A 12,198-nucleotide genomic window follows, 5' to 3' on the forward strand; every position below is an offset into this window, starting at 1 on the left:
AAAGCAGGACCCACTTGTTCAACGCCATCGTGCGAATTCTCCGCACGCCTGATCTTCGCAAGAAGATCGGCTTCACCCTGGGGATCATCGCGTTGTTCCGTCTGGGCTCGTTCATCCCTGCGCCGTTCGTCGACTTCAGCAACGTCCAGGCGTGTCTGTCGGCGAACCAGGGCACGACGGGCCTGTACGAGCTGGTGAACCTGTTCAGCGGTGGTGCGCTTCTGAAGCTTTCCATCTTCGCGCTGGGGATCATGCCGTACATCACGGCGTCGATCATCGTGCAGTTGCTGCGTGTGGTCATCCCGCACTTCGAGGCCCTGTACAAGGAGGGCCAGGCCGGCCAGTCCAAGCTGACCCAGTACACCCGCTACCTCACCATCGCGCTGGGCGTTCTGCAGTCCACGACGCTCATCACGGTGGCGCGCAGCGGCGCCCTGTTCGGCTCCAACAGCACCTCGCAGTGCTCGCAGCTGGTGACGGACGACTCGTGGTACGCGGTGCTGCTCATGGTCGTCACGATGACCGCCGGCACGGGTCTCATCATGTGGATGGGCGAGCTGGTGACCGAGAAGGGCATCGGCAACGGCATGTCGCTGCTGATCTTCACGTCGATCGCCGCGCAGTTCCCCGCCTCGCTCTGGGCCGTCGAGCAGACCTCCGGCTTCGAGATCTTCCTGGTCGTGATCGTCATCGGGCTGTTCATCGTCGCGGCCGTGGTGTTCGTCGAGCAGTCGCAGCGGCGCATCCCCGTGCAGTACGCGAAGCGCATGGTCGGGCGTCGAACATACGGTGGCAACAACACGTACATCCCGATCAAGGTGAACATGGCGGGCGTGATCCCGGTCATCTTCGCCTCGAGCCTGTTGTACCTGCCCGCGCTGATCGCACAGTTCAATCAGCCGGCGCCCGGCAAGGCACCCGCGCCATGGGTGAGCTGGATCACCGACTACCTGACCAAGGGCGATCATCCGCTGTACATGCTGCTGTATGCGCTCCTGATCATCGGCTTCACGTACTTCTACGTCGCGATCACGTTCAACCCGGAAGAAGTCGCCGACAACATGAAGAAGTACGGCGGCTTCATCCCCGGCATCCGGGCCGGCCGCCCCACCGCCGAGTACCTCGACTTCGTGCTGACGCGCATCACCCTGCCCGGGTCGATCTACCTGGCGATCGTCGCACTCATCCCGCTGGTGGCGTTCTCGCTGCTCGGCACCAGCCAGAACTTCATGTTCGGCGGCACCTCGATCCTGATCATCGTGGGCGTCGGACTCGAGACGGTCAAGCAGATCGACTCGCAACTGCAGCAGAGGCACTACGAAGGGTTGCTCCGTTGACCGTGTCGCTCCAAGAGTCCAACCGGGAACGGGGAGCACGGCTCCTCATCGTCGGCCCGCCCGGATCGGGCAAGGGTACGCAGGCGACCTTCATCGCCGATGCGTTCGGCATTCCGGCCATCTCCACCGGCGACATCTTCCGCTTCCACATCACGCACCAGACCGAGCTCGGGGTGCGGGTGAAGGCGATCGTGGATGCCGGCGACTACGTTCCCGACGACCTCACGAACGAGCTGGTCGCGCACCGGCTCGCCGAACCGGACGCCGCAAAGGGCTTCCTGCTCGACGGATACCCGCGCACGCTGGAGCAGGTGCGGTACCTCGACGAGCTTCTGGCAGCCGACGGCAAGCTTGAGGCCGTCGTGCGCCTCACCGCGGACCGCGACGAGCTGGTCCGCCGCCTGACGCATCGTGCTCACGAGCAGGGACGTGCTGACGACACCGAAGAGGCGATCCGGCACCGGCAGGACGTCTACGCCCAGCAGACGGCACCGATCATCGACGTGTACCGCGACCGTGATCTGCTCGTCGAGGTGGACGGCATCGGAAGCGTCGACGAGGTCGCGGCGCGCATCCGTGAGGCGCTGGCCACCCGGGGCATCGGGGTGGTCGGCGACACCGCTGCCGCCTAGTCCCGCAGTGGTAGGCATCCGGCGGTCGATCTACAAGACGCCCGCACAACTCAGACTCATGCTCGAGCCCGGTTTGGCGACCGCGGACAGTCTGGACGCCGTTCGCAGCGCAGTGCGACCCGGCGTCTCGACGCTCGAGCTGGACAGCCTCGCCGAGAGCGCCATCGTCGCGCGCGGCGGGGCATCCAACTTCAAGCTCGAGCCCGGGTACCGGCACACGATCTGCGCCTCGGTGAACGACGAGGTGGTGCACGGCATCCCGGGCGAACGGATGCTGGCGCCCGGCGACATCCTTTCGGTCGACTCCGGGGCGATCCTGGGCGGCTGGAACGGCGACGCCGCGTTCACCGTCGTGCTGGACGATCCGGATCGGGCCGATCTCGTGGCGGAGCGGCGTGCGCTCAGCGAGGTGACCGAGCAGTCGCTGTGGCAGGGCATCGCGGCGCTCTCGCGGGCATCACACCTGAACGAGGTCGGGGACGCGATCGAGGAGTACATCCTCTCGCAGGGGGAGTACGGCATCCTCACCGATTACATCGGTCATGGCATCGGCCGCCGCATGCACGAGGCTCCGCCGGTGTTCAACTACAGCGTGCGACAGAAGGGCCCTGAGGTGCGCCCAGGGCTCGTGGTGGCGATCGAGCCGATGGTGGTGAGCGGATCGCCCGACACGTATGTGCGCGACGACGGCTGGACGGTCGCCACCGAAGACGGCGCTTCGGCCGCGCACTGGGAGCACTCCGTGGCCGTGCACAAGGACGGCGTCTGGGTGCTCACCGCGCACGACGGTGGGGCAGCCGGCCTGAAGCCCTTCGGCATCACCCCGGTGCGGCCAGCGTGAGAACCGGAACACGGCGAGCCGCGGCGTAGGCTCGAGCCATGCCCGTGTTCATGCTCGATGTGCTTCCCGCCGGCGCGCCGGCCTCCGAGTCGGCGCTGCATCGGGTCGAGGTGGGCGTTCCCACGCTCGACGTTCGCGACCTGGGACCTGCGCGCGGCGACGGCGTCTTCGAGACGATCGGCGTCGTCGGCGGGCATCCGCAGGCACTGGATGCGCACCTCAAGCGGCTCGCGCACTCCGCGGCCCTGCTCGACCTGCCGAAGCCGAACGAGGAGCAGTGGCGGCACGCGATCACTGAGGCGGCGGCATCCCTGCCCACCGATCGTCAGGGCGGGCTCAAGATCGTGCTGACGCGCGGCATCGAGGGCAGCGGAAAGCCGACCGCCTGGATCGTCGCGTCACCGGCCGATGGCGACTTCGCCGAGCGGGAGACCGGCATCCGGGTCGTGACGCTCGATCGCGGATACACCAGCGACGTCGCGCAACGTGCACCGTGGCTGCTGCCCGGCGCGAAGACGCTGTCGTACGCGGTGAACATGGCGGCGCTCCGTGAGGCACGAAGGCGGGGAGCCGACGATGTGATCTTCGTCACCTCCGACGGCTACGTCATGGAGGCGCCTACCTCGACGGTCATCCTGCGTTTCGGCGACCGCATCGTGACGCCGCGAACCGACATCGGCATCCTGCCGGGCACCAGCCAGCTCAGCGTGTTCGCGTTCGCGACCGACCGAGGGCTGAGCACGGAAGAGGCCCTCGTGCCGGCGTCCGATCTGCTGCGGGCGGATGCGCTCTGGCTGGTCTCCAGCGTGCGGCTGGCCACCCCGATCACCCACGTCGACGGGACCGAAGTGGCTGTCGATCCGGAGCTGACCCGCGCGATGAACGAGGCGCTGCTCGCCCGGGAGGACTGAGCGCGACACCGTTCGGGCGGAAGGGCAGCGGGAATCATACGCCGCTCGCCCGCGTTGCACCAGAGGCCACGCGGCATCCGAGTGGCGAAGCGGCCTGCGATGGCCTAGGATAGATCTTTGGTGTCTTGCACCCGTTTTCGCGGTGTGCTCCCCGGGTCGTCCGCATGGTTCGACCGGGCACCATCCATCCACCGCACGACCGGCACCGATGTGCCTGAAGCGATAGTGAGGCTATGGCCAAAAAAGACGGCGTTATCGAGATCGAGGGATCTGTCATCGAGGCGCTGCCCAACGCGATGTTCCGCGTTGAGCTCACCAACGGACACAAGGTTCTCGCCCACATCTCGGGCAAGATGCGCCAGCACTACATCCGCATCCTCCCCGAGGACCGCGTGATCGTGGAGCTGAGCCCCTACGACCTCACCCGTGGCCGCATCGTCTACCGCTACAAGTAAATCGGCGTCGGAAAGTAACGGCCCACACCACGGACACGTGTGTCGTGGAGCACGACGACAGCGATAAGGAATCACTCATGAAGGTCAAGCCCTCCGTCAAGCCCGTCTGCGAGCACTGCCGCGTCATTCGCCGCAACGGCCGCGTGATGGTCATCTGCTCATCGAACCCGCGCCACAAGCAGCGGCAAGGCTAAAAGGTTTCCGGATGCCTGACATCCGGTCACAAAACTGAACATCGAGAAAGCGCAGCATCGATACACCACTCACCGACGTCCGAGACGGACGTCGGCGCTGGCGTCGCGGCGAAGGCCAGAAATGGCCTTCGCTCCTAGCTCCAGCGCGCGTGTGAGCGGTGGACACCTCGGGTCGGAGGCCCGGGCACCGATGCTGTTCCACACCTCCACCTGATCAACAGGAGAAGCCGCACATGGCACGTCTAGCAGGCGTCGACATCCCGCGCGAGAAGCGCGTGGAGGTCTCACTCACCTACATCTACGGAATCGGCCGCACCCGGGCGCTCGAGACCCTGAAGGCAACCGGAATCTCCGGTGACGTCCGGGTCAAGGACCTCACCGACGACCAGCTCGTCGCCCTCCGCGACTACATCGAGGGCAACTACAAGGTGGAGGGTGACCTTCGCCGCGAGGTCGCCGCCGACATCCGCCGCAAGGTCGAGATCGGTTCGTACCAGGGCCTGCGCCACCGTCGCGGCCTGCCCGTGCGCGGCCAGCGCACCAAGACCAACGCGCGCACCCGCAAGGGACCGAAGCGCACCGTCGCCGGCAAGAAGAAGGCCCGCTAGGCCCTCAGCCAGCGCTTCGAGATCTCAGGAGTAGGAAAACATGGCAGCACCCAAGACGGCCGCTCGCAAGCCGCGCAAGAAGGAAAAGAAGAACATCGCAGTGGGCCAGGCCCACATCAAGTCGACGTTCAACAACACGATCGTCTCCATCACCGACACCAACGGCGCCGTGATCAGCTGGGCGTCCTCCGGTGGCGTCGGGTTCAAGGGCTCCCGCAAGTCCACGCCGTTCGCGGCCCAGCTGGCCGCCGAGTCGGCCGCCCGCCAGGCGCAGGAGCACGGCATGAAGAAGGTCGACGTCTTCGTCAAGGGACCGGGATCGGGCCGCGAGACCGCGATCCGTTCGCTTCAGGCCGCGGGTCTCGAGGTGGGCTCGATCAACGACGTGACACCGCAGGCGCACAACGGCTGCCGCCCGCCGAAGCGTCGCCGCGTCTGACGGTGACACTTTCCGCTCAAGCGGGCGGCGGCCGCTTCGCGGTCGCCGCCCGCGAGTGGATATAACTCAATACCTGAACAGAGCAAGCGTCATATAGCGGACGCTTAGCCGAAAGGAATCAATAGTGCTCATCGCACAGCGCCCCACGCTCACCGAAGAGAACATCTCGGAATTCCGCTCGCGGTTCGTGATCGAGCCGCTCGAGCCGGGCTTCGGGTACACGCTCGGGAACTCGCTTCGCCGCACGCTGCTGTCGTCCATTCCGGGCGCGGCGGTCACCAGCATCCGCATCGACGGTGTGCTGCACGAGTTCACCACCATCCCGGGCGTGAAGGAGGATGTCACCGAGATCATCCTCAACATCAAGGGACTGGTCGTCTCCAGCGAGCACGACGAGCCGATCACCGCCTACCTGCGCAAGACGGGCTCCGGTGAGGTCACCGCCGCGGACATCTCCGCACCGGCCGGCGTGGAGATCCACAACCCCGAGTTGGTCATCGCGACCCTGAACGAGAACGCCCGCTTCGAGGTCGAGCTCACCATCGAGCGCGGCCGCGGCTACGTCTCTGCACAGCAGAACCGCAACGAGTACAGCGAGGCCGGGCAGATCCCGATCGACTCGATCTACTCGCCCGTGCTCAAGGTCACGTACCGCGTGGAGGCCACGCGTGCCGGTGAGCGCACCGACTTCGACCGCCTCGTGGTCGACGTGGAGACCAAGCCGGCGATCAGCCCGCGGGATGCCATCGCCTCCGCCGGTCGCACGCTCACCGAGCTGTTCGGCCTGGCCCGCGAGCTCAACTCGCAGGCCGAGGGCATCGAGATCGGCCCCGCGCCGGTCGACGCGGTGCTCAGCTCCGAGCTCTCGATGCCGATCGAGGACCTCGAGCTCTCGGTGCGGTCGTACAACTGCCTCAAGCGTGAGGGCATCAACAACGTCAGCGAACTGGTCTCGCTCTCCGAGACGCAGCTCATGAACATCCGCAACTTCGGTCAGAAGTCGGTGGATGAGGTCAAGGACAAGCTGACGGAGATGGGCCTGTCGCTCAAGGACTCGGTCCCCGGGTTCGACGGCACCCACTTCTACAGCGCCGGCGACGACGAGTACCGCTGAGTCGTCGCACGCAGCTCATCCCCTTACTGACAACGGAGAAAGACAATGCCTAAGCCGACCAAGGGTCCCCGTCTCGGAGGCGGCCCTGCCCACGAGCGACTCCTGCTCGCGAACCTGGCCGCCGCGCTGTTCACGCACAAGCGCATCACGACGACCGAGACCAAGGCGAAGCGCCTTCGTCCGCTCGCCGAGCGACTGATCACGTTCGCCAAGCGCGGCGACCTGCACGCTCGTCGTCGCGTGCTCGCGACCATCCACGACAAGGGCGTGGTCTACGAGCTGTTCGACGTGATCGCGCCGCAGGTGGCCGACCGCCAGGGCGGATACACCCGCATCACCAAGATCGGCAACCGCAAGGGCGACAACGCCCCCATGGCGGTCATCGAGCTCGTGCTCGAGCCGGTCACGCCGAAGCGCAAGGCTCCCGCCGCGCCGCCGTCGCCGGCCGCGAAGGTCGCCGCTGAGGAGGCCGAAGCCGCCGAGGCTGCTACGAACGACGAGGCCGCCGCCGAGGTCGAGGAGACCCCGGAGAGCGCACCGGTCGAGGAGCAGGCAGACGCCGAGGCTTCGGAGGAGGCCGCCGAGGCGGTCGAGGCCACCGACACCGACGACGAGAGCGTCGACGCCGGCGAGGACGCCACGAAGTAGCGTCAGCGCATGACGCTGGAGCCCCCGGACATCCGATGGATGGCCGGGGGCTCCGCTCATTTCAGTCGGTACTCGAGCTCAGGACGTCCCGGCGTTCCGTGGCGAGGCGACCTGCGGACGAGGCCGCTGTCTGCCAGGTGCTCCAGGTATCGCCGTGCTGTGACGCGCGAGATGGCGAGAGTCGAAGAGACCTCGGCGGCCGAGAATGCGTGACCCTCGGCGCGCAGCAGATCCGTCACCCGCTCGAGCGTGTCGGGCGACAGGCCCTTAGGCATCGAAAGCGGCGACGGAGCGCGCAGCGCCGCGAGTGCCCGATCGACCTCCGCCTGCGTCGTCTGAACGGACCCGTGCGGCAGCGATTGCCGGAACTGCCGATAGTGCTCCAGCTTGTCCCGCAGCGCGGCGAAGGTGAAGGGCTTGATCAGGTACTGCACGACGCCGAGGGAGAGCGCGCCACGCACCATACCCAGTTCCCGCACGGCCGTGACCGCGATGATGTCTGCCGGGATTCCGAGGGCGCGAACCCGCCCCGCGACGATGAGGCCCGGCAGGTCGGGAAGGTTCATGTCGAGCAGCACCAGGTCGATGTCGCCGGCGCGGGCCGCGCGGAGCATCCGCATCGCCTCTTCACCGGTCCTGGCAACGCCGGCGAGCCGGAATCCCTCGACCCGCCGCACGTACTCCGCGTGCGCGGCGGCCGCGATCTCCTCGTCTTCGACGACCAGGACGCTAATCATCGGATGCCGTGGCCTTGCCTGATGCTGTCGCGTCGTCTTCGGACTCTGCCGCGCCCGGGTGCGCCGTCGTCGCGGGCAGAGGCAGGGCGACGACGAAGACAGCGCCCGTCGCGCCCTTCAGATGCCGGATCGACCCGCCGCTGCGCCGAACGGCTTGAGCGACGAGTGCGAGGCCGTATCCGCGGTTGTGGCCGGACTGCTTGGTGGAGTAACCGCGTTCGAAGATGACGTCCTCGTGTTCGGGCGCTATGCCAGGACCGCTGTCGGAGACCCTGATCAGAAACGCCGGACCGACGCCGCCTTCGCTCCCCATCGACAGTTCGAGGGCGACCCAGGAGTCCGCCGAATCCGCGGCGGAGTCGATCGCGTTGTCGAGCAGGTTGCCGACGATGGTGACCAGATCGGCCTGGTTCAGGTTCGGTCGCATGCTCGCCGACTCGGTACTCACCCGAAGCTGCACTCCCCGTTCCTGGGCCTGGCTCGTCTTCCCCAGCACGAGTGCGGCCAGCACGGGTTCGTCGATCGCACCGACCACCTGATCGGCCAGCAGCTGATTGACCTGCAACTCCTCGGTCGCGAAATCCAGGGCCTCGTCGGTGCGGTCGAGTTCGATCAGCGACACCATCGTGTGCAGCTTGTTGGAGAACTCGTGGGTCTGGGCGCGCAGTGAGTCGGCCAGTGTGCGCATCGTCTGCAGTTCACCGGTCAGCTGCTGAAGCTCCGTGTGATCGCGGATCGTGGTCACCGTTCCGAGCCTGGCGGGCAGGCGCGAACCACCGGGCGCTCTCGCCGGCTCCTGGTTGATGACGAGCACTCGGTCATCCGTCAGCTGCACCAGATCGTGGACACGGCCGCCACCGGCGAGGATGTCGCGCAACGTCTCCGGTATCGGCATCTCGGCCACCGGCATCCTGGCCCGCCTGTCGTTCACATCCGGCAGCGGCAGGTTGAGCAGCTGAGCGGCCGGCTGGTTGTAGAGGGTGACCGCTCCGTCGGCATCCACCAGGAGCAGCCCCTCCCGAACGGAGTAGAGCACCGCCTCGTAATACGAGAACATGCGCTCGAGTTGCTCCGGACCCATGCTGTGCGTGACCCGATTCAGGTAACGATGCAGCAGCAGCGCCTCGAGGCCGCCGAGCAGGAGCAGCACGAGGGCTGAGCCGACGACGAACGGCAATTGCGCGTTCACCGTGGCGGCCACGCTACCCACGGTGACACCGGCCGAGACGAGCGCCACTACCTTGTGACCGGCGCCGAAGACCGGAAAGACCGAGCGAACCGACGGGCCCAGCGTGCCTGTGTAGGTCTCGGTCAGCGAGTGGCCGCGCTGAGCCGGTCCGATGGTGCCGATGTACGTCTTGCCGATCTCGGCGGGATCCGGGTGGGTGTAGCGGATACCGGCCGTGCTCATGATCGTGATGAAGTCGACGTCGGAGTCGCGCATCTGCCGCACGGCGTACGGCTCGAGCGTCGCCGACGGGCCTGGCTTCTGCACGGCCGCCACGACGTAGGGGTCGTCGGCGATGGATGCCGCGACCGACTGCGTGCGCGCCCGGGCGGTCTGGTCGACGCGCTGGTTCGCATCCAGCCAGAGACCGATCAGGGCGACGCCGCTGAGCGCGAGCACGAAGACGGACTGCGCGGCGAAGAGCCTGGAGGCGACGCTACCTCGATGGATCAGCCGCTTGATCACACGTCATTCTCTCCCCTGACGGAACGCTGCGGCGCGAACAGTATGAACACAAGCATCGAGACGAAACGGGCCACGGCGAGTATGGGGCGATCCCGTCGGACGACCTGCGAGACGCAGGCTAGATCAAAGGAAACCCCAGATGGCAACGACGCCACTACGACAGAAGCGCTTGGACAAGACGCATCTCCTCTACCTGCTCGTGATCGTCGGCGTGGTCGCCGGCATCGCAGTCGGGCTCATCTTCCCTGGATTCGCGGTCGCCTTGCAGCCGATCGGAACCGGGTTCGTCAACCTGATCAAGATGATGATCACGCCGGTGATCTTCTGCACCATCGTGCTGGGCGTCGGATCCATCTCGAAAGCGGCAACGGTCGGCAAGATCGGCGGGCTCGCCCTCGGCTACTTCATCATCATGTCGACGTTCGCACTGGGTATCGGACTCCTGGTGGGCAACCTGCTGAACCCGGGAAGCGGGCTCGATCTCTCGGGTGCGCACTACCAGGCGGCCGCGACGGGCGACTCGACGGCATCCGGCTTCATCCTCGGCATCATCCCGGTCTCCCTGTTCTCCGCGTTGACCAGCGGGAACGTGCTGCAGGCTCTGCTGATCGCCCTCATCACGGGGTTCGCGTTGCAGCGCATGGGCGGTGCTGGCCGGTCCGTCTTGAAGGTGATCGAGATCGCTCAGGTGCTGGTCTTCCGGATCCTCATGATGATCATGTGGGTGGCACCGCTCGGCGCATTCGGCGCGATCGCTGCGGTGGTGGGCGCCAGCGGCGGCAAAGCACTCGTGGGGATGGCGACCATGATGGGCGGCTTCTACATCACGTGCGTCGTGTTCATCGTGCTCGTGCTCGGGACAGTGCTGCGCCTGGCCAGCGGCATCAGCATCTTCAGCCTGATGAAGTACCTCGCGCGGGAGTACCTGATCATCTTCTCGACATCGTCGTCGGAGGCGGCGCTTCCCCGGCTGATCGCCAAGATGGAGCATCTGGGGGTCTCGAAGCCGGTCGTCGGCATCACCGTACCGACCGGCTACTCGTTCAATCTCGATGGCACCGCCATCTATCTCACGATGGCGTCGATCTTCGTCTCCAACGCCGTCGGGAAGCCGATGTCGATCGGCGAGCAGCTCGCGTTGCTGCTGTTCATGATGATCGCGTCGAAGGGCGCTGCCGGGGTCAGCGGAGCCGGTCTCGCCACACTCGCCGGGGGACTGCAGGTCTACCGTCCGCAGCTGCTCGACGGTGTCGGCCTCATCGTCGGGATCGATCGGTTCATGTCGGAGGCCCGTGCGCTGACGAACTTCACCGGCAACGCGGTCGCCACCGTGCTGGTGGGCACCTGGACCAGGGAGATCGACAAGAGCCGTGCGCACCGAGTGCTCCACGGCGAGCTGCCGTTCGATGAGCAGACCATGAGCGTTTCCACAGATGAGACGCCGGAACGCCAGCTCACCCCACCGGTAGCCAAGGAATAGACCGCAGCGCGCAGGGCCACGCGGGCTCGCTTTCGTAGACTTGCCCGCGTGCCCAGCTCACGGCCGAGGCTCCGTTTTCCGGTACGCGAGCGCGGGCACCGTGGTCAGCCGCGGTGCCCGCTTTGAAATTGAACAGAACCTCGTAGTATTTTCACTACGCAACATCCATATTCCAGATTGCGAAAGCATCCGGAATAGCGAGTCCCAGGAGTCAGTGTGGACGACATGATCGCGGAGGAGTCGCAGACTCCCGCTTCGACCCCGAAGCGCCTACCGCGCCCCCCGGCAGAGCACGCCCGTTCGTGGCTGCTCGTGCCCGGCACGAAGCCTGAGGATTTCGACGCGGCGGCGAACGGATCGGCAGATGCGGTCATCCTCGACATCGAAGACGCGGTCGACCCCTCGCACAAGGAGGAGGCGCGTGAGGATGTCGCCCGCTGGCTGGTCGGCGGCGGCGAGGCGTGGGTGCGCGTCAACGATGTGACCACCCCCTACTGGGCTGACGATCTGCGTGCTCTGCGCGAGCTTCCCGGCCTGCAGGGAGTCATGCTCGCCAAGACGGAAGACCCGTCTCAGGTGACGAACACCTACCACGTGCTCGGGGCTCGCACCCGAGTGATCGCGCTCGTCGAGTCTGCGATCGGGATCGAATGCGCCCCCGACATCGCGCGCGCCGAGGGCGCCTTCCGGCTCGCGTTCGGTTCGGGCGACTTCCGCCGCGACACGGGCATGGCCGCCGACAACATGGCGATGGCCTACCCGCGCGCGAAGCTCGTCGTCGCCAGCCGGTGCGGCAAACTGCCAGGCCCGATCGACGGCCCGACGGTCGGAACGAGCCATCCTGTTCTGCGCGAGCAGTCGCAGGTCACCGTCAGCATGGGCATGACGGGCAAACTCTGCCTGACCAACGACCAGGTGCCGATCATCAACGAGGTCATCAGCCCCACGCCCACCGATGTCGCCTGGGCGAAGGAGTTCCTCGACGACTTCGAGGCCAGGGGACGCATCATCCGCGACGGCAGCGACCTGCCTCGCCTCGGTCGTGCCCGCAAGATCCTCGAACTGGCAGCGGCGTTCGGAGTCGCACCGCCTCCTCGCTGACGCCCATC

At 66.4% G+C, this 12,198-nt stretch carries 14 protein-coding genes; 12 read left to right on the forward strand and 2 right to left on the reverse strand.

Annotated features, from left to right (window positions below; genetic code table 11):
- Window positions 1-14 precede the first annotated feature (14 nt).
- From secY to rplQ, 10 genes are all read left to right on the forward strand, one after another.
- A complete protein-coding gene (gene secY, locus ACYVI5_RS01170; RefSeq protein WP_460536817.1) occupies window positions 15-1,337 on the forward strand; it encodes a preprotein translocase subunit SecY in 1,323 nt (440 codons plus the stop codon).
- Between the two features lie 2 nt (window positions 1,338-1,339).
- Window positions 1,340-1,969: an adenylate kinase family protein gene (locus ACYVI5_RS01175; protein WP_460536930.1), complete on the forward strand. Its 630-nt coding sequence runs from the start codon at window positions 1,340-1,342 to the stop codon at window positions 1,967-1,969.
- A gap of 58 nt (window positions 1,970-2,027) precedes the next feature.
- Window positions 2,028-2,810, forward strand: a complete 783-nt coding sequence (gene map, locus ACYVI5_RS01180) for a type I methionyl aminopeptidase (protein WP_460578646.1) — start codon at window positions 2,028-2,030, stop codon at window positions 2,808-2,810.
- Window positions 2,811-2,848: 38 nt separating this feature from the next.
- On the forward strand, window positions 2,849-3,721 hold the full coding sequence (locus tag ACYVI5_RS01185) for an aminodeoxychorismate lyase (RefSeq protein ID WP_460578647.1): 873 nt from the start codon (window positions 2,849-2,851) through the stop codon (window positions 3,719-3,721).
- Between the two features lie 233 nt (window positions 3,722-3,954).
- Complete coding sequence (gene infA, locus ACYVI5_RS01190; RefSeq protein WP_011186713.1) at window positions 3,955-4,176, forward strand: translation initiation factor IF-1; 222 nt, start codon at window positions 3,955-3,957, stop codon at window positions 4,174-4,176.
- A 77-nt stretch (window positions 4,177-4,253) separates the two neighbouring features.
- Window positions 4,254-4,370 carry a 50S ribosomal protein L36 gene (gene rpmJ / locus ACYVI5_RS01195; RefSeq protein WP_460536811.1) on the forward strand — a complete coding sequence of 39 codons (117 nt, stop codon included), beginning with the start codon at window positions 4,254-4,256 and terminating at the stop codon, window positions 4,368-4,370.
- Between the two features lie 233 nt (window positions 4,371-4,603).
- The gene (gene rpsM / locus ACYVI5_RS01200) at window positions 4,604-4,978 is read left to right on the forward strand and encodes a 30S ribosomal protein S13 (protein ID WP_440293700.1); all 375 of its coding nucleotides are present in this window, start codon (window positions 4,604-4,606) and stop codon (window positions 4,976-4,978) included.
- Between the two features lie 40 nt (window positions 4,979-5,018).
- Entirely contained in the window at window positions 5,019-5,417 is a 399-nt protein-coding gene (gene rpsK, locus ACYVI5_RS01205; protein WP_170024924.1) for a 30S ribosomal protein S11, read from the forward strand.
- A 124-nt stretch (window positions 5,418-5,541) separates the two neighbouring features.
- Window positions 5,542-6,531, forward strand: a complete 990-nt coding sequence (locus ACYVI5_RS01210; RefSeq protein WP_440293699.1) for a DNA-directed RNA polymerase subunit alpha — start codon at window positions 5,542-5,544, stop codon at window positions 6,529-6,531.
- A gap of 45 nt (window positions 6,532-6,576) precedes the next feature.
- Entirely contained in the window at window positions 6,577-7,179 is a 603-nt protein-coding gene (gene rplQ, locus ACYVI5_RS01215) for a bL17 family ribosomal protein (protein ID WP_460578648.1), read from the forward strand.
- 56 nt (window positions 7,180-7,235) lie between these two features.
- Here rplQ and ACYVI5_RS01220 read toward each other — a convergent pair whose 3' ends face one another.
- On the reverse strand, window positions 7,236-7,916 hold the full coding sequence (locus tag ACYVI5_RS01220; RefSeq protein ID WP_460578649.1) for a response regulator: 681 nt from the start codon (window positions 7,914-7,916) through the stop codon (window positions 7,236-7,238).
- On the reverse strand, window positions 7,909-9,609 hold the full coding sequence (locus ACYVI5_RS01225; RefSeq protein ID WP_460578650.1) for a sensor histidine kinase: 1,701 nt from the start codon (window positions 9,607-9,609) through the stop codon (window positions 7,909-7,911). The genes ACYVI5_RS01220 and ACYVI5_RS01225 overlap by 8 nt, the downstream gene beginning before the upstream one ends.
- Window positions 9,610-9,748: 139 nt before the next feature.
- Here ACYVI5_RS01225 and ACYVI5_RS01230 point away from each other — a divergent pair, with 139 nt between their 5' ends.
- A complete protein-coding gene (locus ACYVI5_RS01230) occupies window positions 9,749-11,089 on the forward strand; it encodes a cation:dicarboxylase symporter family transporter (protein ID WP_460578651.1) in 1,341 nt (446 codons plus the stop codon).
- A gap of 225 nt (window positions 11,090-11,314) precedes the next feature.
- Window positions 11,315-12,190, forward strand: coding sequence for an HpcH/HpaI aldolase/citrate lyase family protein (locus tag ACYVI5_RS01235; RefSeq protein ID WP_460578821.1), 876 nt, complete (start codon window positions 11,315-11,317; stop codon window positions 12,188-12,190).
- Window positions 12,191-12,198: the final 8 nt, after the last annotated feature.

It is taken from the genome of Humibacter ginsengisoli (assembly GCF_054780095.1).

Bases quoted from the DNA above. Each gene is read 5' to 3' on its own strand.
- map (WP_460578646.1), top strand. From the start codon at position 2,028: ATGCTCGAGCCCGGTTTGGCGACCGCGGACAGTCTGGACGCCGTTCGC.
- ACYVI5_RS01185 (WP_460578647.1), top strand. From the start codon at position 2,849: ATGCCCGTGTTCATGCTCGATGTGCTTCCCGCCGGCGCGCCGGCCTCC.
- infA (WP_011186713.1), top strand. From the start codon at position 3,955: ATGGCCAAAAAAGACGGCGTTATCGAGATCGAGGGATCTGTCATCGAG.
- rpmJ (WP_460536811.1), top strand. From the start codon at position 4,254: ATGAAGGTCAAGCCCTCCGTCAAGCCCGTCTGCGAGCACTGCCGCGTC.
- rpsM (WP_440293700.1), top strand. From the start codon at position 4,604: ATGGCACGTCTAGCAGGCGTCGACATCCCGCGCGAGAAGCGCGTGGAG.
- rpsK (WP_170024924.1), top strand. From the start codon at position 5,019: ATGGCAGCACCCAAGACGGCCGCTCGCAAGCCGCGCAAGAAGGAAAAG.
- rplQ (WP_460578648.1), top strand. From the start codon at position 6,577: ATGCCTAAGCCGACCAAGGGTCCCCGTCTCGGAGGCGGCCCTGCCCAC.
- ACYVI5_RS01220 (WP_460578649.1), bottom strand. From the start codon at position 7,916: ATGATTAGCGTCCTGGTCGTCGAAGACGAGGAGATCGCGGCCGCCGCG.
- ACYVI5_RS01230 (WP_460578651.1), top strand. From the start codon at position 9,749: ATGGCAACGACGCCACTACGACAGAAGCGCTTGGACAAGACGCATCTC.
- ACYVI5_RS01235 (WP_460578821.1), top strand. From the start codon at position 11,315: ATGATCGCGGAGGAGTCGCAGACTCCCGCTTCGACCCCGAAGCGCCTA.